Genomic DNA, 25,041 nt, shown 5'->3' with positions numbered 1-25,041 from the left:
GGCTCCGGGCCAGCGCCGGGGCCCGGCCCCGCGCCGGGGGCGTCCTGCGGCGCGGGGGCGGCTTCGAAGACCGCGAGGGCGCCGAGGTGCATGGGGTGGGCGGCGGATTCGATCCGCCAGAAGGCGAGGTCGAGCGGTGACAGGTGCTCGGTGGCCACGTATTGCCTCTCGCGTGCGGTGGCAGAGGTGGAAGTCAACCCCTTTCGGCCTCCTACGATCAAGTAGCCACCCTTTGGATACGCCTGTTGATCGATGCCGACCGACTGCTCAGAGCAGCGGATCGGCGGACCGGCCGCTGTCGGTGGCCGGGTGCAGACTGGCTGGAACGGTACGCAGCACGACGGCCGGGACGACGAAGTCCGGAGGTGTCGATCATGTCGGATGTGATCCTGCTCGCGGGGACCCGCAAGGGGCTGTTCATCGGCCGCAGGCGGGGTGATGACCCCTGGGAGCTCGACGGGCCCCATTTCAACGCCCAGGCCGTGTACGCCGTCGCGATCGACCGGCGGGGTCCCGTACCCCGGCTGCTCGTCGGCGCGGACAGCTCGCACTGGGGGCCGTCCGTGTTCAGCTCCGACGACCTCGGGGCGAGCTGGCGCGAGCCCGCCGCCCCCGCCGTGAAGTTCCCGAAGGACACCGGGGCCTCCCTGGAGCGGGTCTGGCAACTGCATCCGGCCGGCCCCGAGGCGCCGGACGTGGTGTACGCGGGGACCGAGCCCGCCGCCCTGTTCCGCTCGACGGACCGCGGGGAGTCCTTCGAGCTGGTCCGGCCGCTGTGGGAGCACCCGAGCCGGGGGAGCTGGGTGCCGGGCGGCGGCGGTGAGGGGCTGCACACGGTGCTGACGGATCCGGGCGACCCCGCCAAGGTGACGGTGGCGGTCTCCACCGCCGGGGTGTTCCGGACGCAGGACGGCGGCGCCCGCTGGACCCCGTCCAACGAAGGCGTGTCGGCGGTGTTCCTGCCGGATCCGCATCCGGAGTTCGGCCAGTGCGTGCACAAGATCGCCCAGGACGCCGGCGACCGGAAACGGCTCTACCTGCAGAACCACTGGGGCGTGTACCGCAGCGACGACGCCGGGGCCCGGTGGACCGACATCGGCGCCGGCCTGCCCTCCGACTTCGGCTTCGCGGTGGCCGCGCACCCGCACCGGCCCGACACCGCCTACGTCTTCCCGCTCAACGCCGACTCCGACCGGGTCCCGGCGGAGCACCGGTGCCGGGTGTTCCGCACCCGGGACGCCGGCGCGACCTGGGAGCCGCTCACCCGCGGCCTGCCGGCCGGGGACCACTACGGGACGGTGCTGCGGGACGCCCTGTGCACGGACGACGGCGACCCGGCAGGGGTCTACTTCGGCAACCGCAACGGCGAGTTGTACGCCAGCCACGACGACGGGGACAGCTGGCGGCTCCTGGCCGAGCACCTGCCCGACGTCCTGTGCGTACGGGCGGCGGTCGTCGCCCGCCCGATCGGCCAGTAGAGTGACTCGCCGTGGCAGCACGACCGTTGAACGAGATCGTCGAGCCGGGCTGGGCCCGGGCTCTGGAGCCGGTGGCGGCGCAGATCGCCGCGATGGGCGACTTCCTGCGCGCCGAGATCGCGGCGGGGAGGACGTACCTGCCCGCCGGGGCGAACGTGCTGCGCGCCTTCCAGCAGCCCTTCGACGAGGTGAAGGTGCTCATCGTCGGCCAGGACCCGTACCCCACCCCGGGGCACGCGATGGGCCTGTCCTTCTCGGTCGCGCCCGAGGTCAGTCCGTGGCCGCCCAGCCTCGACAACATCTTCCGCGAGCTGCACGCCGACCTCGGGGTGCCCCGCCCGGCGAACGGGGACCTGACCCCGTGGACCCGGCAGGGCGTCCTGCTGCTGAACCGCGCGCTGACCACCGCTCCGCGCAAGACCGGGGGCCATCGGGGCAAGGGCTGGGAGGCCGTCACCGAGCAGGCCATCCGGGCGCTGGCCGCGCGCGGGAAGCCGCTCGTTTCGGTGCTGTGGGGCCGGGACGCCCGCAATCTGCGGCCGCTGCTCGGCGAGTTGCCGGCCGTGGAGTCCGTCCACCCCTCCCCCATGTCCGCCGCCAACGGATTCTTCGGCTCGCGGCCGTTCAGCAAGACCAATGACCTGCTGGTTCGCCAGGGAGCCCAGCCGGTGGACTGGCAGCTTCCGGCCGCAGGTTGACGTTTCGGTTGAACGGTATACGACATTCACCGGATAAATACGGACAGAAGCCGCCCGTTGAGGCCCTGCCCGAACACTCGGTTCCGATAAGCCAGTAGCATGCGGCGCCATGAGCTCCCCCACTGGGCCCGCGAATGGCCTGCCCGTACGAATGCCGCGACCCCGCCCTGCCGGACGGCACCGCCGACCCGAGCCCGCGGTGGCGCCCGAGGGCGCGCCCGCGCTGGTGCTCGCCGTGCCCGGTGCCCCTTCCGCCGCCTCTCGGGGGCTCGCGGAAGAGATCGTCAGCATCGGCCGCTCCGAGCTGCCGGGCCTCGACGCCCGCATCGGTTTCCTCGAGGGCGATGACGCCGACGGCTCCGAGTTCCCGGCCCTCTCCCGTGTCCTGACCTCGATCGCGGCCGAGCGCATCGCCCGCGCGGAGTTCGCCCGCGCCGCCGGCCACGAGGTACCCGCGCCGACCGGCCCGGACGCCGTGGTCGTCCCGCTGCTCGCCGGCCCCGACGCCGACCTGCTGCGCCGGATGCGCCAGGCCGTCATGGACTCCTCGGCCGCCGTCGAGCTGGCCGAGGTGCTCGGCCCGCACCCGCTGCTCGCCGAGGGCCTGCACGTACGCCTCTCCGAGGCCGGCCTGGCCCGCGCCGACCGGGCCCGGCTGTTCACCGTCACCACCGCCGCCGACGGCATCATCGTGGCCACCACGGGTGGCGGCGAGGCGGTCCAGGCCGCCGCGGTCACCGGCATGCTGCTGGCCGCGCGCCTCGCGGTGCCGGTCAAGGCCGCCGCGCTCGACCAGGAGGGCTCCGTGGCCGCGGTCGCCGAGCAGCTGCGCAGCGAGGGCTCGACGCAGCTCGCGCTGGCTCCCTACCTGATCGGCCCGGAGGCCGCCGAGGGGCTGCTGGACACGGCCTGCAAGGAGGCCGACTGCGCGGCCGCCGAGGTGCTCGGGGCCTATTCGGCGCTCGGCAAGCTGGTCGTCACCCAGTACTCCGCGGCGCTCGGCCTCACCCAGGGCGCCGCCGCACACTGATCCCGCGCGGATCCGCTCGTACGAGGGCCCGCGCCCCGGGGTTCGACTCCCGGGGCGCGGGCCCTCGTCCGTGCGCGCGCCCGCGGCCGGGTCAGGCGAAGACCACACAGGTCGCGGCGGGCACCGCCACCGAGCCGGCCCGGTGCGGCCGGCCGGTGAGCGGGTCGACGTCGAACCAGGTGACGTCACCGGAGCGCTCGTTGGCCGCGTACAGCCGGCGCCCCGAGGGGTCGGCGGCGAGGTCCCGCGGCCAGCTGCCGCCGCAGTCCACGCTGTCCGTGAGCTGCGGCTCCTCGGCCCCGGCGGCGAGCGAGAGGGTGGCGATGGCATCGGCCCCGCGCACGGCCGCCCACACGAAGCGGCCGTCGGGCGAAGTCACCACGGCCGAGGGGTAGGCCCGTACGGCCCCCGGAGCGGCCGCGGACGCGACCGGAACCTCGGCGACCGGGTCCAGTCGCCCGGAGTCCGCGTTCCAGCGGCAGACGGTCAGCTGCGGCTCCAGCTCGTGCAGCACGTAGGCCACCTCGCCGCCGGGGTGGAAGGCGAGGTGGCGCGGGCCCGTCCCGGCGCGCAGCGCGGTCTCGCCGTGCAGGAGCAGTGCTCCGGTGGCCGGGTCCGGCGCGCAGACCCGGACCGAATCGGTGCCGAGGTCCACGCTGAGCACCCAGCGGCCGCTCGGATCGGGCAGTACCTGGTGGGCGTGCGGCCGTTCCTGGCGGCTCGTGTCGGGGCCGGAGCCCTCGTGCGCGAGGACCGAGGCGGGCCCGGAGAGGCTGCCGTCCGCGGCGAGCGGCAGGCTGCTGACTCCGCCGGAGGTGTAGTTGGCGGTCAGCAGCCGGCGTCCGGCCACGCTGAGGTGGGTCGGCCCGGAGCCTGCGACGGGGACGGCGGGGCCGAGTGCGGCGAGGCCCTCGGGGGTGGGCCGGAAGGCGGCGGCCGCGCCCCGCTCCGTCTCGCTCACGGCGTAGAGCACCCCGGCGTCCCGGTCGAGGGCGAGGTACGAGGGGTCCTCGACCGCGTCGGTGGCGGAGAGGAGGGTCAGCGCGCCGGTCGCCGGGTCCACGGCCGCGGTGGTGATGCCGCGGCCGCCTCCCGAGGTGAACGAGCCGATGTGGGCCCGCAGTCCGCCGCCGCGCCCCCTGCCGTCCGTGCCCTCTGTGCCGTTCACGAGATCCCCTCTCCACCGTTCCGGACCGATCCGTGCGGAGCCGACGGTAACAGAAGGTCTAGACCAGATCCCGCCCTTGGGCCCGTTCCTGCGCACCCGGGTGGTGCACGTACGCCGTCGAGCTGGGCCGGTCCTCGTACGTGCGGTGGAAGACCGGGGTCGCCGAGCCCGAGATCGGCGGCACGATCCAGGACCAGTCGGCGCCCACCTCGCGCCCCTTGCGCTCCTCGCGCTCCATGTGGCTGAGGAAGCGCCGGGATTCGGTGTGGTGGTCCGCGATGGTGACCCCGGCCCGGTCGAAGGAGTGCAGCACGGCCCGGTTGAGCTCGACGAGCGCGCGGTCCTTCCACAGCGAGCGGTCGCTGGCGGTGTCGAGGCCGAGGCGCCGGGCGACGGCGGGGAGGAGGTTGTACCGGTCGGTGTCCGCGAGGTTGCGGGCGCCGATCTCGGTCCCCATGTACCAGCCGTTGAAGGGTGCGGCCGGATAGTGGATGCCGCCGATCTCCAGGCACATGTTGGAGATGGCGGGTACGGCGTGCCAACGCAGCCCCCAGCCCGCCCAGCCGGCGTCGTCGGGGTGCTCGATCGGGACTTCCAGCACGGCGTCCGCGGGGGTGTCGAACCAGCGGGGCTTGTCGTCGACGCCCTGGACCACCAGCGGCAGCAGATCGAAGGGGGTACCCGCGCCCCCGGTCCAGCCGAGGCCGAGCAGCGCGCTGGTGAGCGGTGCGTTGCGGGCGTCGCCCACGGTGACGGAGTGGTGGTCGCCGTAACCGGCGTACCGGACGAGCTGCTCGCTCCAGATCAGCGGGCCGGGGCGGTCGGGGGTGTCCGGGGCGAAGACGGTGATGGTCGGCCTGACGCGGCCGCCGTTGGTCGCGTCGCGCAGGTGCTCGAAGCACTCGGCGGCTATCTCGTCGGCGTCGGTGAGCTCGCGGCGGTCGCGCACCCGCAGCGAGTTCCAATACAGCCTGCCGATGCAGCGGTTACTGTTGCGCCAGGCGACACGGGCCCCGTGGACGAGCTCCTGCGGGGTGTGCCGGTAGCTTCCGGTGTCCGCGAGCTCGGCCCGGACGGCGGCGAGCCGGGCCCGCGGATCACCCGCCTGCGGACCCTCCCGGTGGAAGAGTCGGATGAACTCCTCGGCCGCTTCCCACACTTGGGCTGTGGTCGAGCGCTGTTGAAGTATTTCCATCCCGGGCGGTTACCCCCTGTCCGACCAGATCCACCCTGTACGTGCCGGATGAATGTGCTACCAACAACCACCCGTTGTACCTGCCGCAGGTCAGCGGCATACCGCACGTACGGCCGGAGCAACTCCACCGGGTGATCTTCCGGTCATTAGCCTGCGGAGGGGGTCCGCCAGGGCGTAGGATCCGCCGCCATCAGGGCCCTGACCTCGTGGATCAGGCGCCCGGCCGGGATCAGGCGCCGACGGCGAGGGGAGCGCGCGGGTCGGTGCGCAGCGGGGTGTGCAGGGCCGCGAGGGCGTGCTCCAGGCCGTGCAGGTGCGCGAGGACCGGTTCCGGGCCGGCCGGCCGGGGGTGGACGGGAAGGGCTCGTTCCGCCGTGGCCCGCGGGGCGGTCAGCGCCTCGACGGCGCTCTCCACCCGCCAGCACGCAGCGGCGAGGCGGGCGTCGTGCGAGGCCTGCGGGTCGGCGGCGACGGCCGTCAGTCCGCGCACCTCGCGGGCGCAGTCGTCGAGCAGCGCGAGGACCTGACGGGCCCGGGCCTTGCGGGCGCGCAGCGGGCTCAGCGGGTGGACGAGGGGCGCGAGGGCCATCCGTACGCGGGCCAGCAGCAGTTCGAGTTCGGCCGCGTGCGGGGCGGGATCGGCATCGGGGTCCCCGGCGAGGCGGTCGAGGGCGGCCGCCGTGGAGGCCCGTACGCAGTGCAGGGCGCGCTGGATCCAGGCGTCGTTGGCGGCGTGCGTGGTCACCGGGAGGACGAACACCACGGCGAGGGCCGCCCCCAGCGCGCCGATGGCGGTCTCCTCGAAGCGCAGGAGCAGCAGGCCGGGATGGAGCACGCCGAGGAGTCCGTACAGCAGTCCGGCCATGACGGTGACGAAGAACATCATCCAGGAGTACGAGGGCGCCGCGGTGTAGAAGATCCCGAAGACGCAGACGGCGACCAGGGCCGCGGTGGGCGCGGGCGCCCCGTGCAGGGGTACGGCGATCAGCAGCCCGGCGGCGATGCCGACGACCGTGCCGACGACCCGGCGGAACCCGCGGACGAGGGTCTCGCCACGGGAGGCGGTGTTGACGAAGATCCACCAGGCGGTGCCGACGGCCCAGTACCAGCGGTCGTCGGAGAGCGCCTGGCCGATGCCGAGCGCGAAGGCGCAGGCGGCGGTCGCCTGGAAGGCCTGCCGCGTGGTCGGCCGGGCCAGGCCGGTGCCGGGCAGGCCCGGCGGCGCGGCCGGCGGCGGAGTGCGCCGCTCGATCGGCCAGAAGACGAACCGCACCGCTCCGGCGGCGAGCAGCGACAGCCCGACTGCGGCGTACAGCTCGGGCAGCTGGCCGGGTACGGCGTGCAGGAACTGCGTGACGAAGAACATCATGAAGCCGAAGATCCCGAGGGCGTGCCCGCGCGGCCCCCAGCGGCGGGCGTAGACCCCGGCGAACACGACGGCGAGGAAGGCGGCGTCCCGGGCGAGCGGCGTCCCGTGGAGGGTGGTGGCCAGCGCGAGGACGGGGAATCCGGCGAGGGGCAGCAGGGCGCTGGTCACCCGCTGGGCCCGCACGGTCGGGTCGAGCACGGTGAACAGGGTCAGCAGGGCCGCCAGTCCCCCGGTGATGGAGGCGGTGAGGGAGAGGCCGCAGACCTCGGAGACGGCGACGGCGAGCCCGATGCCCAGCGCGGCCCGCAGCGAGTTCCGCATTCTCAGGCGCCCCGGATCCGGAGCCACGAACATCCTCTTCACGGCGGTGTGCCGCCCCCCTTGCAGTGGTGCGCGCCGGTCCGGCGTCCGCCCGGGGGTGGTGGGCGGCAGGCGGGCACGGCGAAGGCACCGCGCTCCGGACCGGCCTCGTTGCCGCCCGGCGCTGCGCGGCGCCGTAAGTACATGGATACGACACAGATAAGCATCCGAAGGCCCACTGGCTCAACACAGCTCCGCATTACTGGGCCATTGGCCCAGTACCGGAGGGTATTTTTCGGCCACTCGCGGCCAACGGACCAGCGCCGGCCCGCTCAGGCGGGTCGGCGGGCGTGGCAGAAGAAGTGCTCCTCCGGCTCAGCGCCTTCGGGGCGGAACAGCGCGGTGTGGTGCTCCACCACCTCCAGGCCCGCCTCGCCCAGCAGCCGCAGGTGCTCCGCCGGGGAGAGGCTGCTGACGGTGACCTCGTGACCCATCCACACGATGTCGAGGTCGCTGATGTCCCCCGGCACGGTGGCCAGTACGAGGAACCCGCCGGGCGCCACCCACGAGGCCATCCGCACCAGGGCCGCGGCCACCTCCCGCTGGCCCATCACGAGCAGCGGGAAGAAGGAGCACACCGCGTCGAAGCCGCCCTCCGCGGGCGTGTACGTGCGGACGTCGGCCTGCTCGAAGCGGGCCTGCGGGACCCGGGAGCGCGCGAGGTCGACCATGTGCGCCGAGACGTCGATGCCGGTCACCGCGCAGCCCGCCCGGGCGAGCGCCTCTGCGGTCGGCCGGCCCGTACCGCTGCCCACGTCCAGTACGCGGGCGCCGGGGGCGAGGCGGGCGGTCAGCCAGTCCAATGCCGCGAGCTGCCCGGGGACGCGCGCGAACACCTCCTCGTACCGTGCGCCGACGTCGTCGAAGACCTCTGCCGCGGATGTGCCGCGCTCGTTCCGCTCCCCCACCGTCACCCTCGCTCCGTGATCTCAGCCCGGCCGGCCCGGACGCCGTGGAGGTTCTGCCCGGGCGGGCGGCCGGGAAACGGCGCGGCCCGGACGCTCATCCCGGGGCGCGGGCCGCGGCGATGACCTGCAGGTCCGCCGTCAGGGAGTCCAGCCAGGCCGTCGTGGCGAAGTACGCGAGCCCGGCGTCGGGCGGAGCCGCGTCGCCGGGCGCGGGCAGCGCGTCCGGCAGGAGGGCCCCGGGGCCGCCCGGCGGGCTGCTGTTCCGGATCTTGTACGGGGTGTCGGCGACCGCCGCCGCGCGGCGCAGTCCGGCCGCGACGCGGCCCGCGTACTCCTGCAGCCCCGCCGCCTCGCCGCGGGCGAGCGGTGTCCCGTCGACACTGCCCAGGACCCGGCCGCCGCCCCACAGCACGTGGTGCCCGGTCATCACCGCGGCCTGCCAGTCGGGGACCGGACCCGCCGGGCGCTGCGTCTCGGTCTGGTACTGGGCGTACGCCGACTCGGCCATCACCAGCGCGAGCCGGACCCGGTGCTCCCCGTCTCCGGGCGGGCCCGCGGGCCGCCCCGGCGCCGTGACCACGGCAGTGGTGGACTCGACGTCGTCGGCGCAGGCCCGCAGCATCCCGGCGACCGCCCGGCCCAGTTCGTCCTGGGCCCCGCGCGGCCAGGCGAGCAGCCCGCACACGATGCCGATCGAGCTGCCGATGAGCACGTCGAGGAAGCGGACCTCGGCCAGCTGCCAGGTGACCGCGGACAGCTGGGCGAAGACGACGGAGACGACCAGCGTGAACAGGGCCTGCGACCAGCCCACGCCCCGTACCGGCCCGGCGGTGAACGTGATCAGCATCAGCGGCACGAGCGCGATCGCGTACACGGTGGTCGCCCCGCCGGCCAGGGCGAGGACCGTGCCGGCGGCGAGCGCGCCCACGCACGTGCCGATGAGCGCGCTGCGCACGGTGCCCCGGGTCTGCACGGCGGTGGTCCGGGTGAGGCTGACGACGGCGAGCATCGCCCAGAAGCCGTGCGGAAGGGAGTCGAGGCCGGCCACGGTACGGGCCACGGCGAGGGCCAGTGCGATCCGTACGGCGTTCTGGAAGTACACCGAGCGGGGCCCTGTGTGGGCGGCGAGCCGGTGCCACCAGAGGCGCACGGTGCTCTGCCGGACGTACCAGAACCGGTCCGCCGCGTCCGCGTCCGGATGCGCCCCGCGCCCGTACACGGCGATCTCCGCCGCGGTGCGCAGCGCCACGGCGGCGTCCGCCACCTCCAGCAGGGCGGCCTGCCGGCGGCGGGACTCGGGCAGGTCGGCGGGGGTCCGGGCGTTGCGGGCGCGCAGCCGCAGCAGTTCCGCCGAGTCCGTGGCGGGCGGCCGCCCGTCGCCGAGCAGGGTCGCCGTCCCGCACGCCGACGCGCGGACCGCGCCGAGGAGGTCGATCCCCGCCCGTCTCGGCTCCCGCCCGGCCGCCGGCCCGGGCAGGTTCCGCAGCCGGGAGAGCAGGGTGCGCGCGGCCAGTCCGGTGTGGACGAGGGCCCGCTCGCGCAGCCCGGGTCCGGCGGGCCGCTCCGCCTCCGGGACGCGGGAGGAGCGCAGTGACTCGGCCGCCGCCCGGGCGCGGTCGGACGCCGGAGCGGTCAGTACGTACGGTGGCCGCTCCAGCCCGGCGGCGCACCGGACCGCCTCGGCCACGGCGCCCGCCGCCCGCTCCGCGTACGTGGGCACGCGGGGGTCGGGCAGCATCCACGCCTCGGCGATGATCAGCAGCAGGAGGCCGGCGAGGGTGCCGCCCAGCCGCTCGCCGAGGGTGTGCGGGAGGTACGGCGGGAAGCTCGGCAGGATGTAGAGCAGCTGGAGGCCGGGCGCGGCGCCCGCGGCCCGCGGTCCGGCCGCCGCGGAGAAGGCCAGGCAGAAGCCGACGACCGCCATGCCGAGGACGGCGCTCCAGGTCCGCACGGCGAGGAAGGTGCCGAGGGTCACCAGGAAGCAGGCCACCGGGAGCAGCCTGACCATGACGGCGGCCCGCTGCCTTCCGGTGCCCGGGATCCGGGCGAGCCCGGCCAGGGAGACGGCGCCGAAGAGGGCGTACGTGGCGCCGACCGGGCGGTCGAATCCGTACAGGAACACGAAGAAGCCGGTGCAGGAGGCGAACGTCGTCCGGACGGCGCGGCGCGCGGCCGCCGGCACCGGGCCGGTGCCCGTCCGGAGTTCGCGTTCGAGTTCCCCAGGGGCTCGCACGGTTTCAGAATCCCACGTGGACGGCTGCGGGACCTGGGGACGGGCTCAGGGGCGGGTGTTCCAGCCCGCGATCACCGGGAGGCCGTGTTCGGTGGACAGGACGCTGACGGTGCCGGTGCGCAACAGGAAGAGCCGGCCGTCCTGCGGGGGCAGGCCCAGGTAGCGGGCGGTCAGGACGCGCAGGAAGTGGGCGTGGGCGACGATGACGGCATCGCCCCGGTCCTCGGCGAGGATCTCGGCCGCCCGGGCCAGGGCGCGGTCCGCTCGGGCGCCGACCTGGGCGGCGTCCTCACCGGGGTGTTCGGCGTCGCCGGGCGGGACGCCGTCGGTCCACAGGGACCACTGCGGCCGGGTCCGCCGGATCTCGGCCGTGGTGACGCCCTCGTAGCCCCCGTAGTCCCATTCGTACAGGTCGGGGTCGGTGACGCCGCCGCTCAGTCCGGCGAGTTGGGCCGTGGCGACGGCCCGGCGCAGCGGGCTGGTCAGCACCAGGGCGAAGTGCCGGTCGCGGAAGTACGGGGCCAGCGAGATGGCCTCCTCGACCCCGGTCGCGGTCAGCGGGATGTCGGTCCGTCCGGTGTGGCGCCCGTTGGCGCTCCATGCCGTCTCACCGTGCCTCACCAGCAGCAGGTCGCTCATTCTCCGGACCCTAAGCCCTTCGGCACGCCGGCGGGGGAGCCAGCCCGCCCCGGTGCGCGCCCGAAACGATGCGCAAACGCTGCGAGTGGCTGATTCGGTGCGCGGTCGCGAGGCTCGGACCATGGACGAAGCCATGGACGAGAGGGCGCGCGAGGAGTACCTGGCGGCGTGCTTCGCAGCGGGCGACGAGCGGTGCGTGGAGGCCGTCTACCGGCGCTGGCGGCCGCTGGTCCATTCGATCGCGCAACGGTGCCTGGGCGACGAGCGGGAGGCCGAGGACGTCACCCAGCAGGTCTTCCTCGCCGCCTGGCACGGCCGGCTCCGCTACCGGCCCGGTCCGGGCGGGCTCGGGGCCTGGATCACCGGCATCACCCGCCACAAGGTGGCGGACGCCCTGGAGGCGCGGACCCGGCGGGCCCGGGCGGCCGCGGCCGCCGAGGCCGCCGTACGCGCCTCCTCGGTCACGGCCGGCCGGCCCGGGGGCCCGGCGCTCCAGGAGGCGGAGCAGGTTCTGGACCGGGTAGTGGTCCTCGGGGAGCTGGCCAGACTGCCTTCGGAGCAGCGCAGGGTGCTGCACCTCGCCTTCTACGCGGACCTGACCCAGACGCAGATCTCGGACCGCACGGGGCTGCCGCTGGGCACCGTCAAGAGCCATATGCGGCGGGCTCTGCACCGGCTTCGCCGGTCCCTGCCCTCGGCCGAGCCAGCGCTTCGATGACCGCGAGGCCCGAGCGCAGCCCGTACAGCCGCTCGGTGCGCGGCCCCCGTACGTCCGTTCCCCAGCCGGGCCCGGCGAGCAGCAGCGCCGGACGGGTCCGGGCGCCGCGCAGCCCCCACTCGATGCCGGCCAACGACCGGGCCAGTGGCGGGTCGGCGGTCGTACGGGACTGCGCCCACAGGACGACCGCGCGCGGGCCGGTACGCCGCACGGCGTCGTGCAGGGCCTCGGCGGGCAGGGCGGCCCCGAACATCCGGGCCGACACGCCCCGCTGGCCGAGAGCCGCGGTCAGCGCCTCGATGGGGAGGCTGTGCTGCTCGCCGGGGACGCAGGCGAGGAGTACCGGTGGGCTCCGGGGCGGCTCGGGCAGGGGCCGGATCCGGTGCAGCGCCGCGGAGATCTGCCAGGACAGCAGGTGTTCGACCTCCACGTAACGCTCCCCGGCGGTGGCCCACTTGCGGCCCACGGCGTGCAGGGTCGGTGCGATGACCTCCTCCCATGCCGTGACCAGGTCGTTCTCGCCCAGGGCCGCCTCCAGCAGCTCCGCCACGGTCGGCGCGTCCAGGCGTACGGCGGCCCGGGAGAGCCCCCGGCACTCCGGACGGACCGCCCCGAGCGGGAGGGCGTCGGGGCCGCCGGGTGTCGCCGGCGGCCCCGACTCGACGGCGCGGCGCGCTCCGGGGGCGCCGCCGAGCGCGGCCCGAGCCGCCTCGGCCGGCGGCACCCCGTCGGCGGTGAGCCGGCACATCAGCTCGAGGCGGGCGATGTCCCCCGGGGTCCAGCGGCGGTGCCGGCCGGGCTCGCGACGGGCCGGGCCGATCGCGTACCGGCGCTCCCAGGAGCGCAGCGTGGTCGGCGAGACCCCGAGGCGGCGGGCGACCGCGCCGGTGCTCAGCGCGGCGGCGGGCCGGGGCGGGGACTGGCGTGGTCTCTGGGGCTGCGGTGGTGTCTGGGGCGCACGGTCCACCCGTTCACGATAGGGCTCCGGGGAGGGGTCCGTCTCACCCCGTGTCGCGTCCGCGCCGGAACCGGTCGAGCCCGTCGGCGAGTTCCACGATCGGGTCCGGGTAGGCGTAGCGGGCCCGATCGGGCGCGGGCAGCCGCCAGGGCTCGTGCACCTTCGGTGCGTCCAGCCCGGCGAGCTCCGGCACCCAGCGGTGCACGAAGCGGCCCGCCGGGTCGTAACGCAGGCCCTGGCGGACCGGGTTGAGGACGCGGTTGGGCCGGGTGTCGGTACCCGTGCCGGCCGCCCACTGCCAGTTGAGCTGGTTGTTGGCGAGGTCCCCGTCCACGAGGAGGTCCAGGAAGTACCGGGCGCCGATCCGCCAGTCCACGTAGAGGGTCTTGGTGAGGAAGCTGGCGGTGAGCAGCCGGCCCCGGTTGTGCATCCAGCCCTCGTGGCGGAGCTGGCGCATGGCCGCGTCGACCACCGGGTAGCCGGTGCGGCCCTCCTTCCAGGCCTCGGTCTCCTCTTCGGCGGCCGCCCCGGTGCGCCAGCGGTCACGGCGGTCGCGGTAGTCCCGTACGGCGGTCTCGGGGCGGGCGGCGAGCACTTGGTGGTGGAAGTCGCGCCAGCAGAGCTGCCGCACGAAGGCCTCGGCGCCGGGGTCCGCGGCGTGGCCGGTGGCGGCGGTGCGAGCGCGGTGGACGGCCTCGGTGGGCGAGAGCGTGCCGAAGTGCAGGTGCGGGGAGAGCCGGGAGGTGGCGTCGCCGGCCAGGTCGTCGTGGGCGTCCGCATAACGGGAGAGGCCCGCGCGCAGCCAGCGTCTGAGGAGGTCGCGGGCCTCGCGCTCGCCGCCGCGGGCCAGGCCCGGGGAGACCCCGGTGACGTCCGCGCGCCGCGGCAGCGGGTCGGATCCGATGCCCTCGGGTACGCGGACGGAGCGCGGCGCGGCGGCGACCGGGCGGGGCGGCAGTTCGGACCAGCGGCGGAAGTACGGGGTGAACACGGCGAAGTGGTCGGAGCCCGCGGGGAGCACGGCCCCGGGGGCGGCGACCGTGACCACCGCCTCGTGCACGTAGAGCCGCACGCCCTCGGCTTCGAGGGCGGCGCGCAGCCGTTCCTCGCGGGCCTGGGCGTAGCCGCTGACCCCGGCCGCCATGTGGACCTCGTCCGCGTCGCACTCCCGGACCAGGGCGCCGACTTCGGCGACGACGTCGCCGGAACGCAGCACGAGGCGGCCGCCGCGCTCGCGCAGTCCGGCGTCGAGGTCGGCCAGGCAGTCGGCGAGGAAGGCCAGCCGGTTGGGCGCGGCGAAACCGGCCGCGTCGACGGCCCGGTCGCGGACGAAGAGCGGCACCACCCGGTCGCAGGAGGAGAGGGCCGCGCGCAGCGGCGGGTGGTCGTGCAGGCGCAGGTCGGAGGTGTACAGGACCACCGCGACGTTCATGGGTTCTCTCGCTCCGCGTCGGGACCGGGGGGACGGCTGTCTTCGGGTACTTCGGAGGATGCGGGCCCTTCGGATGCGGGCCGTTCGGACGCGGGCCGTTCGGACGCGGGCCGTTCGGACGCGGACCGTTCGGACGCGGACCGTTCGGATGCGGGCGGTTCGGATGCGGTGCCCCGGGACACGGCGGCTCCGGTCGCGGCGGCCTCGTCGTCCAGGCGGCGCGCGGCGCGGGCGATGTTGCGGGCCATGCCACCGAAGACGACGGCGTGGAAGGGCGACACGCTCCACCAGTAGAGGTGGCCGAGCAGCCCGTGCGGATGGAACAGGGCCCGCTGCCGGTAGCGGGCTCCCCGCGCCCGGTCCGCCGGAGGGGACTGCGCCGGGTCCGGATCCGGGTCCGGGTCCGCGTACATCTCCAGCCAGGCCAGCCCCGGAAGCCGCATCTCCGCGCGCAGCCGCAGCAGGTGGCCCGGTTCGATCTCCTCCACCCGCCAGAAGTCCAGCGAGTCACCCACCCGCAGCCGGGCCGCGTCGCGCCGGCCGCGCCGGATGCCGACCCCGCCGGCGAGCCGGTCGAGCCATCCCCGTACGGCCCAGGCCAGCGGGAACGAGTACCAGCCGTTCTCCCCGCCGATGCCCTCCACCACCCGCCACAGCGCGGCGGGCGAGGCGTCGACGGCGCGTTCGCGCTGGTCGGTGTAGAGGCTGCCGCCCGCCCAGTCGGGGTCGGTCGGCAGCGGGTCGCTGGGCGCACCGGGCAGCGAGGCGGAGGACCAGCGCGTGGTCACGTCCGCCTCCCGCACCCTGCGCAGGGCCAGGGACACGGCCCGGTCGACGCCGATCGGGGCGCCGGGCGGATCCGGTACGTACCGCGCGATGTCGTGCTCCGCGCACACGACCTCGTGGCGCAGGGACTCGGCGAGCGGCCGGGCCAGGGCCCGCGGCACCGGCGTGACGAGGCCGATCCAGTGGCTGGACAGCCGCGGGGTGAGCATCGGGACGCGCAGGATGAGCCGGTGGGGCAGGCCGGCGACGACGGCGTAGCGGCGCATCATCTCCTCGTACGTGAGCACGTCGGGGCCGCCGATGTCGAAGGCGCGGCTGACCTCGGGCGGCATGGCGGCACTGCCGACGAGGTAGCGCAGGACGTCGCGGACGGCGACGGGCTGGACGCGGGTGCCGACCCAGCTGGGGGTGACCATGACGGGGAGCCGTTCGGTCAGGTAGCGCAGCATTTCGAAGGAGGCCGAGCCGGAGCCGATGATGACGGCGGCGCGCAGGACGGTGGTCGGCACCCCGGAGGCGAGGAGGATCTCGCCGACCTCGGCGCGGGAGCGCAGGTGCGGGGACAGGTCGTGGACCGGGATCCCGGCCGGGGTGAGCCCGCCGAGGTAGACGATGCGGCGGACACCGGCCGCACGGGCCTGTTCGGCGAAGACGCGGGCGGCCGCGCGGTCGCGGTCCTCGAACCCGGATCCGCCGGCGAGGGCGTGCACGAGGTAGTAGGCGACGTCGATCCCGCGCAGGGCCTCCGCGACGGACGCGGCGTCGGTGACGTCGCCGCGGACGATCTCGGTGCGCCCGGCCCACGGGTGGTCGCGCAGCTTCTCGGGGGACCGGGCCAGGCACCGGACACGGTGTCCGGCGTCGAGGAGCTCGGGCACCAGGCGGCCTCCGATGTAGCCGGTGGCCCCGGTGACCAGGCAGTGCAGACCGGTGGTGGCCTTCATCGCTCTCTCCGTTCCTCGCCGTTCTTGCCGTTCCCCGCCGTTGCTCGCCGTGCGCCCGTACGGGCATTCCGGCGGACCGCGGCCCGCGGATGCACCGGTCCGCCGGAAAGGGACCTCACTGGGCCATTGGTACAGTCACGACATGGCGGTGGACGAGCTCGACACCCGGATCCTGCGTCTGCTGATCGAACAGCCGCGCACCAGCGTCCGCGAGTACGCCCGGATCCTCGGGGTCGCGCGCGGCACCCTGCAGGCCCGGCTGGACCGGCTGGAGCGCACCGGGGTGATCACCGGAACCGGTCCCGTCCTCTCCCCCGCGGCGCTCGGGCATCCCGTGCTGGCCTTCGTGCACATCGAGGTCACGCAGGGGCACCTGGACGAGGTCGGCGAGGCCCTGGCCGCCGTACCCGAGATCATCGAGGCCTTTTCCATCACCGGCGGCGGAGATCTGCTGACCCGGGTGGCGGCCCGGGACAACGCGCATCTGGAGGACGTGATCCAGCGGCTGATCCGGCTGCCGGGCGTGGTCCGCACCCGTACGGAGGTGGCGCTGCGCGAGCGCGTCGCACACCGGCTGCTGCCGCTGGTGGAGTCCGTGGGACGGGCGGCGCGCAAACCCTGACAGGATGGCCGGGACAGGTATGCAACCGGCAGGACGGGCAGAGCGGATGATTTCGGTCATATTCGATCTCGACGGCACCCTCGTGGACAGCGAGCCGAACTACTACGAGTCCGGACGCCGCACCCTGGCGCGGCACGGGGTCCCCGATTTCACCTGGGAGCAGCACGCGCGCTTCATCGGCATCGGCACCCTGGAGACGCTGCAGATCCTCAGGGACCGGTACGGGGTCCAGGCCCCGGTGGAGCAGCTGCTGGCCGAGCAGAACGCCGCGTACCTGGAGCTGGCCCGGAACGGGACCGAGGCCTTCCCCGAGATGCGCAAGTTCGTGGAGAGGCTGCACGCGGAGGGGGTCCCGATGGCGGTGGCGTCCGGGTCCTCGCGCGAGGCGATCGACGCCGTGCTGGTGGGGACGGGCCTGGACGCGCTGCTGACGACGGCGGTCTCCGCCGAGGAGGTGGCGCAGGGCAAGCCCGCCCCCGACGTGTTCCTGGAGGCGGCCCGCCGCCTCGGCGCGGACCCCGCTGACTGCGTGGTCGTCGAGGACGCGGTCCCGGGCGCCCTGGCGGCCCAGGCGGCCGGGATGGCCTGCGTGGCGGTCCCGTACGTGCCGGCCGCGTCCCACGACCCGGCCTTCACCGGCGCCGGCCTGATGTTCCGCGGCGGCCAGCGCGATTTCAGCGCGGAGGCCGCCTACGACTGGCTCTGCGAGCACCCGGCGGCCTGAGGCCGTCTCTTGTCGACACGGCCCAGGGAAGATCTCGCCGGGCCGGCCGGTTGGTAGAACCGTGAACGAAATGGTGCGTGGTGCGGCGGACGTCGACGTGGTGGTCGTCGGGGCCGGGCAGGCGGGATTGTCCAGTGCCTACCACCTGGCGCGGGCCGGGATCGGGCACGTGGTGCTCGACCACGCACCCCGCCCCGGCGGCGCGTGGCAGTTCCGCTGGCCCTCGCTCACCTACGGCAAGGTGCACGGGATGCACGCGCTGCCGGGCATGGAGCTCACGGGCGCCGACCCGCTGCGGCCCTCCTCGGCGGTGATCGGGGAGTACTTCGCGGCGTACGAGGAGCGGTTCGGGCTGCGGGTACGGCGCCCCGTGGACGTGGCGGCCGTACGGGACGGGGGCGACGGGCGGCTGCGGGTGGAGACCTCGGCCGGGATCTGGTCCGCGCGGGCGCTGATCAACGCGACCGGGACCTGGGACCGGCCGTTCTGGCCGCGCTACCCGGGTCAGGAGACGTTTCGGGGCCGTCAGCTGCACACCGCGAACTACCCGGGTCCGCAGGAGTTCGCCGGGTCCCGGGTGGTCGTGGTGGGCGGCGGCACCTCGGCTGTGCAGCACCTGCTGGAGATCGCGGAGGTGGCGGCCGAGACCACCTGGGTGACCCGCCGGCCCCCCGTGTTCCGCGACGGTGGCTTCGGCGAGGCCGAAGGCCGGGAAGTGGTGGCCCTCGTCGACGAACGGGTGCGGCGGGGGCTGCCGCCGCAGAGCGTGGTCAGCGTGACCGGGCTCCCGCTGAACGAGGCCGTCCGGGCCGGACTGGCCTCCGGAGTGCTGGACCGGCAACCGATGTTCGACCGGATCACGGCGACCGGCGTCGCCTGGGCCGGCGGAAGGCAGGTGGAGGCCGACGTGATCCTGTGGGCCACCGGCTTCCGCGCCGCCATCGAGCACCTCGCGCCGCTGCACCTGCGCGAGACCGGTGGCGGCATACGGGTCGAGGGCACCCGCGCGGTCCGCGACGAGCGCGTCCACCTGGTCGGCTACGGCCCGTCGGCGTCGACGATCGGCGCCAACCGCGCCGGAGGCGCCGCGGTCCGCGAGATCCGCCGCCTGCTGGCCCGCGGCACCGAGTCCACGGACCCTGCCCCCGCGGACGGCACCGACGACGCCCACGAACCGGCCGCGGCCCCCTCCGCCTGATCCGGCCTGATCGACACGACACCGCCCGGGACCGGTCCGCCGGACACCCCCCGGGGAATGTTCCGACCTAGCCCGCGCGGGAGCCCGCCCTGGCGTGCCCGGCCGCCGCGTCACTGGTCCCCGCACCCGACCGCGACCCCGGCCCCGTCCCGGCGCCGGTACCGGCGCCGGTACCGGCGCCGGCCCGGATCCGGTTGAACTCGGCGACGTGCTTCTTGTGCTGCTCGTACGTCGCCGAGAAGCGGGTGTCCCCCGGCTTCACGGTGACGAAGAACAGCCAGTCGCCGGGGGTCGGCGCGACGGCCGCGGCCATCGACTCCAGACCCGGGCTGTCGATCGGGGTCGGCGGGAGCCCCTGGCGCTCATAGGTGTTGAAGGGGCTGTCGATCCGCGTCTCGCTCAGCTTGGTGTCCACCGTGCTGCGGTTCAGCGCGTAGTTGATGGTGGAGTCCATCTGGAGGGGCATCGAGCGTGCCAGCCGGTTGTGCACGACCCGGGCGACCTTGCCCCGGTCGCTGCGGGACTCGGCTTCCGCCTCGATGATGCTGGCGAGCGTGGCCGTCTGATACGGGGTCATCCCGTAGGCCTTGGCGCCGTCGGCGACGGCCTTGGTCGCCAGCTTCCGGTTCGCCGTGTCCACCATGTGAGCGAGCAGGGTGGCCGGGGTGGATTTGGAGGTCACGGGGTACGTCGCCGGGAACAGGAAGCCTTCCGGATTGCCCTTCGCCTCTGCGGGCAGGGCCAGTCCGGCCGTGGGGACGGCCGCCTTGGTGGACCCGGCGGGGAGCTTCAGCTCGCGGTCGATCGCGGCGTACACCTGGGGTGTCCGCCAGCCCTCCGGGATGGTCAGCCGGCGCGGCTTCTCGGGGGCTCCCCCGCCCCGCAGCAGCGGAAACAGAGCGGCCGCACCGACGACGAGCAGCATGCCGAGGAAGAGCGCCAGACGGCCCCGGCGGGTGAGCCGGGAGCGACGCCGTGGCGGCTGGTACTCATGGCGCATGCGGGCACGCTAACCCGGGAAGCGCCATATTCCAGGCATTACGCCCGGATATTGGTCATACGATCACACTTTTACCGGCGCGGGATGTACGACCGTCTCCGGCGTGAGCGCGGCTTCCCGGTCCCGGCGCACCAGGGCCGCGTACCGGCCGTCCGCCTCCAGCAGCTCCTCGTGCGTACCGCGCTCGGCGATGCGCCCCTTGTCCAGGACGACGATCTGGTCGGCGTCGCGGACGGTGGAGAGACGGTGCGCGATGGTGATCGTGGTGCGGCCTTGGGAGAGGTTGTCGATGGCCCGCTGCACGGCATGCTCCGTGCGGGTGTCGAGCGCACTGGTGGCCTCGTCGAGGATCAGGACCGGCGGGTCGCGCAGGATCGTGCGCGCGATGGCGAGGCGCTGCTTCTCGCCTCCGGAGAAGCGGTAGCCGCGCTCGCCGACCAGGGTGTCGTAGCCGTCGGGCAGTGACTCGATGTGCTCGTGGATCTGGGCCGCGCGGGCCGCCTCGGCTATCTCCTCGTCGGTGGCGTCCGGCTTGGCGAAGCGGAGGTTGTCGGCGACGGAGGCGTGGAAGAGGTACGTCTCCTGGGAGACCACCCCGATGGAGCGGGCGAGCGAGTCGAAGTCGAGATCGCGGACGTCCACCCCGTCGAGGGCGACCCGGCCGCCGGTGACGTCGTAGAGCCGGGGCACGAGGTAGCTCAGGGTGCTCTTGCCGGAGCCGGTGGGGCCGACCACGGCGAGCGAGCCGCCGGCCGGGACGGTGATGTCGATCCCCGTCAGGGTGGGCCCGTGCTTGGCGTCGTACGCGAAGTGCACGTCCTCCAGCCGCACCTCGCCCCGGGCCCGGTCCAGGCGTACCGGCTCCGCGCGCTCGGTGATGTCCACCGGCAGGTCGAGGTACTCGAAGATGCGGCTGAACAGGGCGAGCGAGGTCTGGATCTGCACTCCGGTCGACAGCAGGCTCACCGCGGGGCGGAACAGGCCCTGCTGGAGCGTGACGAAGGCGACGAGGGTGCCGACCGACAGCGAGGGGGCGCCCGGCCGGAGGGTCATGCCCGCGGCCCAGTAGATGAGCGCGGGCATGGCGGCCATGACGATGCCGATGGTGGACATCCGCCAGCGCCCGGCCATGCTGGAGCGCACCTCGAGATCGACGAGCTTCTCGGACTCGTCGGAGAAGGACCGCGTCAGCGAGTCGGCGCGGCCCATGGTGCGGCCGAGCAGGATGCCGCTCACCGACAGCGATTCGGTGACCGTCGCGGCCATGGCGGCCATCTGCTTCTGCCGCTGCAGGGTGATCTTCTTGCGCTCGCGGCCCACGCGCCGGCTGATCCACACGAACACGGGCAGCAGGAGCAGCGAGACCAGGGTGAGCCGCCAGTCGAGCGCGAGCATCGCGACGATGGAGGCGATCACCGCCGTCAGGTTGGAGACGAGCGAGGTCGCGGTGGAGGTGACGGTCGCCTGCATGCCGCCGATGTCGTTGGCTATGCGGGACTGCACCTCGCCGGTCCGGGTGCGGGTGAAGAAGGCCAGCGGCATCCGCTGGAGCTGGGCGTAGACGGCGGTGCGCAGGTCGTGCATGACGCGCTGGCCGACGGTGGTGGAGATCAGCGTCTGCAGCACGCCGAAGACGCTGGTGACGACCGCGGTGAGGATCATGCCGAGCGCGAGCAGGCTGAGCAGCCCGGTGCGCCCCTGCGGGATGGCGACGTCCAGGATCTCCTTCAGCAGGAACGGCGAGGCCACCGCAACCAGCGAGGAGGCGCAGACGAGCAGCCCGACGACGGCGAGGCGGCCGCGGTAGGGGCGGAACAGGCCCACGATCCGGCGCAGCTCACGCGGCTGCTCCGCGGGGGCGGGCCGGTTCGGGTCGAGGGCTTCTTTCGATGGGATCCATTTCGGCTCTTCGGGGCGCATGGGCCTCCTTCTGGCGAGACCTGTCTGAGTACGGGACCTGACGAGACTCGAATGAGCATAGCTCATTGTTACCTATACTCACAATGAACGGGGTCCTGGTACTGTTTCCCAGTATGAGGACCGCTTCCGAAACCGACAGCACGGACGGCGTGCTCGCCGAGCAGCTGCTGCGGCTGACCCGCCGGCTCCACCGGATCCAGAAGCACCATCTGGAACCGCTCGGCATCACCCCCGCCCAGAGCCGGCTGCTGCGCCTCGTCTCGCACTACGACGGCGACCGGCCGCCCCGGATGGCGGACCTCGCCGCCCGCCTGGAAGTCGTGCCCCGCGCCGTGACCACGCTGGTGGACGGCCTGGAGGCCGCCGAATGCGTGCGTCGCGCGCCCGATCCGGCGAACCGGCGGGTCATAAGGATCGAGCTGACCGACACGGGCCGCGCCACGCTGCGCCGGCTGCGCAACGCGCGAACCGACGCGGCAGAGGAGATCCTGGCTCCGTTGACCGCCGAACAGCGCGAGGTGCTCGGCGGCCTGCTGAACGCTCTGACGGACGCCCCGCTGGAGGGCAGCTGCTGAGAAGGCCGCTCCGCGGCCGGCAGAGGCAGAGGGTTCCGCGGATTGGGCCGAACGAGTAGTCGAGGGGTCGCGCATGCCGCTGCTGGAACCGAAGCCGGGGGCCCTGCGGCCGCACAGCGTCACCGGCCCCGCCCCCGACCGGGTCCTCGATCACCGTGCCGCCGGCACCCCGGAGCCGCTGCGCACCGAGCTGACGGAGCTGCTGGGCGCCGACAAGGTGCTGTGGAAGGTCTCCGACCTGGTCCGCTACGCCTCCGACGCCTCGCCGTACCGGTTCCTGCCGCAGGTCGTGGTGGTCGCCGAGGACATCGACGACGTCTCCGCGGTCCTCTCGTACGCGCACGGCCGCGGCCGCGAGGTCGTCTTCCGCGCCGCCGGCACCTCGCTGAACGGCCAGGCCCAGGGCGAGGACGTCCTGGTCGACGTACGCCGCCACTGGGCCGGCATCGAGGTGCTGGACGAGGGCCGTCGCGCCCGGATCCGGCCCGGCACCACCGTGGCGCGGGCCAACGCCGCGCTCGCCCGGTACGGCCGCGTGCTCGGCCCCGATCCGGCGAGCGCCGTCGCCTGCACGCTCGGCGGGGTCGTCGCCAACAACGCGTCCGGCATGACCGCGGGGACCACGAGGAACTCGTACCGCACCCTCTCCTCCCTCACCTTCGTGCTGCCCGGCGGGACCGTCGTGGACACCGCCGACCCGTCGGCGGACGAGGAGCTGGAGCGCGCGGAACCGGCGCTGTGCCGCGGGCTGATGGAGATCAAGCGGGAGATCGAGGCCGACCCGGAACTCGTCGCGCGGATCCGGTCCAAGCACGAGATCAAGAACACCACCGGCTACCGCCTCGACGCATACCTGGACGGCGCCGGGCCCGTCGAGATCCTGCGCGGGCTGATGGTCGGTTCGGAGGGCACCCTCGGCTTCATCGCCGAGGTCGTCTTCGACACCGTGCCACTGGACCGCGAGCTCACCAGCGCGCTGCTCTTCTTCCCCTCGCTGCCCGCCGCGGCCGCCGCCGTACCGCTGTTCAACGAGGCGGGCGCCCTGGCCGTGGAGGTGATGGACGGCAACACCCTGCGCGCCTCGGTCAGCGTCGAGGGCGTGCCCGCCGACTGGGCCGCGCTGCCGAAGGACACCACCGCCCTGCTGGTGGAGTTCCGCGCCCCGGACGAGGCGGGCCGCGCGCGGTACGAGCGGCGCGCCGCCGAGGTCATCGCCGGGCTGGACCTGGTCGCTCCGGCGGCCTCGATCACCAACGCGTTCACCCGCGACACGAAGACGATCAACGGGTACTGGAAGGCCCGCAAGGCCTTCGTCACCGCCGTCGGCGGAGCCCGCGCCCCCGGCACCACCCTGATCACCGAGGACTTCGCGGTGCCGCCCTCCCGGCTGGCCGAGGCCTGCGAGGCGCTCCTCGCGCTCCAGGCCGAGCACGGCTTCGACGCGGCCGTCGCCGGCCACGCGGCCCACGGCAACCTGCACTTCCTGCTCGCCTTCGACGCGGCGAAGCCCGCCGACGTGGAGCGGTACGGGGCCTTCATGGACGCGTTCTGCCGGCTGACGGTGGAACGGTTCGACGGCTCGCTGAAGGCCGAGCACTCCACCGGTCGCAACATGGCCCCCTTCCTGGAACTGGAGTGGGGGTCCAAGGCCACCGAGCTGATGTGGCGCACGAAGCGGGTCGTGGACCCGGACGGGCTGCTCGCCCCGCGCATCCTCCTCGACCGCGATCCGGCGGCCCATCTGCGCGGGCTGAAGACGATCCCGCGGGTCGAGGCGGTGGCCGATCCGTGCATCGAGTGCGGCTTCTGCGAACCGACCTGCCCCAGCGAGGACCTGACGACCACGCCCCGCCAACGGATCGTGCTGCGCCGGGAGATGGTGCGCCAGCAGCCGGGCTCCCGGGTGCTGGACGGCCTGCTCGACGCCTACGGCTACGACGCCGTGGACACCTGCGCCGGGGACTCCACCTGCAAGCTGGCCTGTCCCGTCGGCATCGACACGGGCGCACTGATGCGGGAGTTCCGCCACCGCCGGCACAGCGCGCGCGAGGAGCGCGCCGCCGAGCTCGCCGCGCAGCGGTTCAAGGCAGTGGAGGGCGCCGCCCGGCTGGCCGTGGCCGCCGCCGACAAGCTGGTCGGCCGGCTGGCCGCCCCGGTCGGGGACCGGCTGCTGGAGGCGGTCACCGGGGCCGCACGGAAGGCCGTACGGCCCGACCTGGTGCCGAAGTGGCTGCCGCAGCTCCCCGGCGCCGCCGGGAAACCACCCCGCACCGAGCGGGTGGGCGCGGCGGCGGTGTACTACCCGGCGTGCGTGAACCGGATCTTCGGCGGGCCCGGCGGCCGGCCCGGCCCCTCGCTGTCCGAGGCCGTGGTGGCGGTGTCGGAGCGGGCCGGGAAGCCGGTGTGGATCCCCGGCGACGTCGCGGGCACCTGCTGCGCGACGATCTGGCACTCGAAGGGGTACGAGGCCGGGACCCGGGTGATGGCCAACCGGATCGTGGAAGCCGCCTGGGGCTGGACCGCAGGCGGGCGGCTGCCGCTGGTGGTCGACGCCTCCTCGTGCACGCTGGGCCTCGCGCACGAGGTGGTCCCGTACCTGACGGACGACAACCGGGCGCTGCACGCGGAGCTGACGGTCGTCGACTCCCTCGTGTGGGCGGCGGACGAGCTGCTCGCGCACCTGGAGATCCGGCGCACGGTCGGCTCGGCCGTGCTCCATCCGACCTGTTCCATGCATCACTTGGGCGTCGTGGCGCAGCTGCGGGCGGTGGCCGAGGCCTGCGCGACGGAGGTGGTGGTTCCGCAGGATGCGGGCTGCTGTGCCTTCGCCGGTGACCGGGGCATGCTGCATCCGGAGCTGACGGCCTCGGCGACGGAGCGCGAGGCGGCGGAGGTGACCTCGCGGGCGTTCGACGCGCATCTGTCGGCGAACCGGATGTGCGAAGTGGGCATGGACCGGGCCACCGGCCGCAGTTACCACTCGGCGCTGCTGGAACTGGAGTGGGCCACCCGCCCTTGACGTCACGGTACGAGGCGTTGACCTGGCGGTTTACGGCTGCCCGAGCCGCACATCCCGCCGCGTGAGG

Annotated in this window: 21 protein-coding genes; 9 read left to right on the top strand and 12 right to left on the bottom strand. The window is 74.3% G+C overall.

All coding sequences use genetic code 11. From position 1 onward, the window contains the following. Positions 1 to 197 (bottom strand): wax ester/triacylglycerol synthase domain-containing protein (locus K7B10_RS33615; RefSeq protein WP_229342625.1); only part of this gene is annotated, 197 nt, incomplete at its 3' end. A 177-nt stretch (positions 198 to 374) separates the two neighbouring features. Here K7B10_RS33615 and K7B10_RS33610 point away from each other — a divergent pair. The 3 genes from K7B10_RS33610 (at position 375) to K7B10_RS33600 (ending at position 3,206) form a co-directional block, all read left to right on the top strand. Then, positions 375 to 1,478 carry a WD40/YVTN/BNR-like repeat-containing protein gene (locus tag K7B10_RS33610; protein WP_229342624.1) on the top strand — a complete coding sequence of 368 codons (1,104 nt, stop codon included), beginning with the start codon at positions 375 to 377 and terminating at the stop codon, positions 1,476 to 1,478. A gap of 11 nt (positions 1,479 to 1,489) precedes the next feature. Beyond that, the gene (locus K7B10_RS33605; RefSeq protein WP_229342623.1) at positions 1,490 to 2,176 is read left to right on the top strand and encodes a uracil-DNA glycosylase; all 687 of its coding nucleotides are present in this window, start codon (positions 1,490 to 1,492) and stop codon (positions 2,174 to 2,176) included. 109 nt (positions 2,177 to 2,285) lie between these two features. Next, entirely contained in the window at positions 2,286 to 3,206 is a 921-nt protein-coding gene (locus K7B10_RS33600; protein ID WP_229342622.1) for a sirohydrochlorin chelatase, read from the top strand. 91 nt (positions 3,207 to 3,297) lie between these two features. Here K7B10_RS33600 and K7B10_RS33595 read toward each other — a convergent pair whose 3' ends face one another. The 6 genes from K7B10_RS33595 to K7B10_RS33570 form a co-directional block, all read right to left on the bottom strand. Continuing rightward, positions 3,298 to 4,374, bottom strand: coding sequence for a lactonase family protein (locus tag K7B10_RS33595; RefSeq protein ID WP_229342621.1), 1,077 nt, complete (start codon positions 4,372 to 4,374; stop codon positions 3,298 to 3,300). Between the two features lie 58 nt (positions 4,375 to 4,432). Next, positions 4,433 to 5,569: a nitric oxide synthase oxygenase gene (locus K7B10_RS33590; protein WP_229342620.1), complete on the bottom strand. Its 1,137-nt coding sequence runs from the start codon at positions 5,567 to 5,569 to the stop codon at positions 4,433 to 4,435. A 229-nt stretch (positions 5,570 to 5,798) separates the two neighbouring features. Beyond that, positions 5,799 to 7,292 carry an FUSC family protein gene (locus K7B10_RS33585; protein WP_229345609.1) on the bottom strand — a complete coding sequence of 498 codons (1,494 nt, stop codon included), beginning with the start codon at positions 7,290 to 7,292 and terminating at the stop codon, positions 5,799 to 5,801. 278 nt (positions 7,293 to 7,570) lie between these two features. Further along, on the bottom strand, positions 7,571 to 8,206 hold the full coding sequence (locus K7B10_RS33580) for a class I SAM-dependent methyltransferase (protein WP_229342619.1): 636 nt from the start codon (positions 8,204 to 8,206) through the stop codon (positions 7,571 to 7,573). Positions 8,207 to 8,300: 94 nt separating this feature from the next. After that, positions 8,301 to 10,439 (bottom strand): FUSC family protein, encoded by a 2,139-nt coding sequence (locus K7B10_RS33575; RefSeq protein ID WP_229342618.1) that lies wholly within the window; start codon positions 10,437 to 10,439, stop codon positions 8,301 to 8,303. A 45-nt stretch (positions 10,440 to 10,484) separates the two neighbouring features. Then, on the bottom strand, positions 10,485 to 11,078 hold the full coding sequence (locus tag K7B10_RS33570) for a histidine phosphatase family protein (RefSeq protein WP_229342617.1): 594 nt from the start codon (positions 11,076 to 11,078) through the stop codon (positions 10,485 to 10,487). 121 nt (positions 11,079 to 11,199) lie between these two features. Between K7B10_RS33570 and K7B10_RS33565 the strand changes: the two genes are divergently transcribed. After that, positions 11,200 to 11,796 (top strand): RNA polymerase sigma factor, encoded by a 597-nt coding sequence (locus K7B10_RS33565; RefSeq protein WP_229342616.1) that lies wholly within the window; start codon positions 11,200 to 11,202, stop codon positions 11,794 to 11,796. Here K7B10_RS33565 and K7B10_RS33560 read toward each other — a convergent pair. Genes K7B10_RS33560 through K7B10_RS33550 form a run of 3 tightly spaced genes read right to left on the bottom strand, consistent with a single transcriptional unit; the run spans position 11,723 to position 15,916 of the window. Further along, a complete protein-coding gene (locus K7B10_RS33560) occupies positions 11,723 to 12,763 on the bottom strand; it encodes a MerR family transcriptional regulator (protein ID WP_372481501.1) in 1,041 nt (346 codons plus the stop codon). The genes K7B10_RS33565 and K7B10_RS33560 overlap by 74 nt on opposite strands. Positions 12,764 to 12,797: 34 nt before the next feature. Next, positions 12,798 to 14,186, bottom strand: a complete 1,389-nt coding sequence (locus tag K7B10_RS33555) for a cryptochrome/photolyase family protein (protein WP_229342615.1) — start codon at positions 14,184 to 14,186, stop codon at positions 12,798 to 12,800. Beyond that, positions 14,183 to 15,916: an SDR family oxidoreductase gene (locus tag K7B10_RS33550; protein ID WP_229342614.1), complete on the bottom strand. Its 1,734-nt coding sequence runs from the start codon at positions 15,914 to 15,916 to the stop codon at positions 14,183 to 14,185. The genes K7B10_RS33555 and K7B10_RS33550 overlap by 4 nt, the downstream gene beginning before the upstream one ends. 142 nt (positions 15,917 to 16,058) lie before the next feature. Here K7B10_RS33550 and K7B10_RS33545 point away from each other — a divergent pair, with 142 nt between their 5' ends. The 3 genes from K7B10_RS33545 (at position 16,059) to K7B10_RS33535 (ending at position 18,460) form a co-directional block, all read left to right on the top strand. Then, complete coding sequence (locus tag K7B10_RS33545) at positions 16,059 to 16,538, top strand: Lrp/AsnC family transcriptional regulator (RefSeq protein ID WP_229342613.1); 480 nt, start codon at positions 16,059 to 16,061, stop codon at positions 16,536 to 16,538. 46 nt (positions 16,539 to 16,584) lie between these two features. After that, a complete protein-coding gene (locus K7B10_RS33540) occupies positions 16,585 to 17,262 on the top strand; it encodes an HAD family hydrolase (RefSeq protein ID WP_229342612.1) in 678 nt (225 codons plus the stop codon). Between the two features lie 61 nt (positions 17,263 to 17,323). Further along, positions 17,324 to 18,460, top strand: coding sequence for an FAD-dependent oxidoreductase (locus K7B10_RS33535; RefSeq protein ID WP_372481500.1), 1,137 nt, complete (start codon positions 17,324 to 17,326; stop codon positions 18,458 to 18,460). A gap of 67 nt (positions 18,461 to 18,527) precedes the next feature. On the opposite strand, the gene mltG is transcribed toward K7B10_RS33535, so the two are convergent. Continuing rightward, positions 18,528 to 19,460, bottom strand: a complete 933-nt coding sequence (gene mltG, locus K7B10_RS33530) for an endolytic transglycosylase MltG (protein ID WP_229342610.1) — start codon at positions 19,458 to 19,460, stop codon at positions 18,528 to 18,530. A 63-nt stretch (positions 19,461 to 19,523) separates the two neighbouring features. Next, the gene (locus K7B10_RS33525; protein WP_229342609.1) at positions 19,524 to 21,380 is read right to left on the bottom strand and encodes an ABC transporter ATP-binding protein; all 1,857 of its coding nucleotides are present in this window, start codon (positions 21,378 to 21,380) and stop codon (positions 19,524 to 19,526) included. 113 nt (positions 21,381 to 21,493) lie between these two features. On the opposite strand from K7B10_RS33525, the gene K7B10_RS33520 reads away from it, so the two are divergent. Then, a complete protein-coding gene (locus K7B10_RS33520; RefSeq protein ID WP_030860487.1) occupies positions 21,494 to 21,955 on the top strand; it encodes a MarR family winged helix-turn-helix transcriptional regulator in 462 nt (153 codons plus the stop codon). A 73-nt stretch (positions 21,956 to 22,028) separates the two neighbouring features. Next, positions 22,029 to 24,974 (top strand): FAD-binding and (Fe-S)-binding domain-containing protein, encoded by a 2,946-nt coding sequence (locus tag K7B10_RS33515; protein ID WP_229342608.1) that lies wholly within the window; start codon positions 22,029 to 22,031, stop codon positions 24,972 to 24,974. The last annotated feature ends 67 nt before the right edge of the window (positions 24,975 to 25,041 follow it).

The organism is Streptomyces flavotricini (assembly GCF_020639365.1).
In the GTDB taxonomy this organism is placed as follows: domain Bacteria; phylum Actinomycetota; class Actinomycetes; order Streptomycetales; family Streptomycetaceae; genus Streptomyces; species Streptomyces flavotricini.
The sequence above is the reverse complement of the archived record's forward strand: the minus strand, read 5'-3'. Positions and strand labels throughout refer to the sequence as shown.

Coding starts and splice junctions, on each gene's coding strand:
- K7B10_RS33525 (WP_229342609.1), bottom strand. CDS start 21,380: ATGCGCCCCGAAGAGCCGAAATGGATCCCATCGAAAGAAGCCCTCGAC.
- K7B10_RS33550 (WP_229342614.1), bottom strand. CDS start 15,916: ATGAAGGCCACCACCGGTCTGCACTGCCTGGTCACCGGGGCCACCGGC.
- K7B10_RS33555 (WP_229342615.1), bottom strand. CDS start 14,186: ATGAACGTCGCGGTGGTCCTGTACACCTCCGACCTGCGCCTGCACGAC.
- K7B10_RS33610 (WP_229342624.1), top strand. CDS start 375: ATGTCGGATGTGATCCTGCTCGCGGGGACCCGCAAGGGGCTGTTCATC.
- K7B10_RS33545 (WP_229342613.1), top strand. CDS start 16,059: ATGGCGGTGGACGAGCTCGACACCCGGATCCTGCGTCTGCTGATCGAA.
- K7B10_RS33565 (WP_229342616.1), top strand. CDS start 11,200: ATGGACGAAGCCATGGACGAGAGGGCGCGCGAGGAGTACCTGGCGGCG.
- K7B10_RS33585 (WP_229345609.1), bottom strand. CDS start 7,292: ATGTTCGTGGCTCCGGATCCGGGGCGCCTGAGAATGCGGAACTCGCTG.
- K7B10_RS33515 (WP_229342608.1), top strand. CDS start 22,029: ATGCCGCTGCTGGAACCGAAGCCGGGGGCCCTGCGGCCGCACAGCGTC.
- K7B10_RS33520 (WP_030860487.1), top strand. CDS start 21,494: ATGAGGACCGCTTCCGAAACCGACAGCACGGACGGCGTGCTCGCCGAG.
- K7B10_RS33600 (WP_229342622.1), top strand. CDS start 2,286: ATGAGCTCCCCCACTGGGCCCGCGAATGGCCTGCCCGTACGAATGCCG.
- K7B10_RS33540 (WP_229342612.1), top strand. CDS start 16,585: ATGATTTCGGTCATATTCGATCTCGACGGCACCCTCGTGGACAGCGAG.
- K7B10_RS33590 (WP_229342620.1), bottom strand. CDS start 5,569: ATGGAAATACTTCAACAGCGCTCGACCACAGCCCAAGTGTGGGAAGCG.
- K7B10_RS33570 (WP_229342617.1), bottom strand. CDS start 11,078: ATGAGCGACCTGCTGCTGGTGAGGCACGGTGAGACGGCATGGAGCGCC.
- mltG (WP_229342610.1), bottom strand. CDS start 19,460: ATGCGCCATGAGTACCAGCCGCCACGGCGTCGCTCCCGGCTCACCCGC.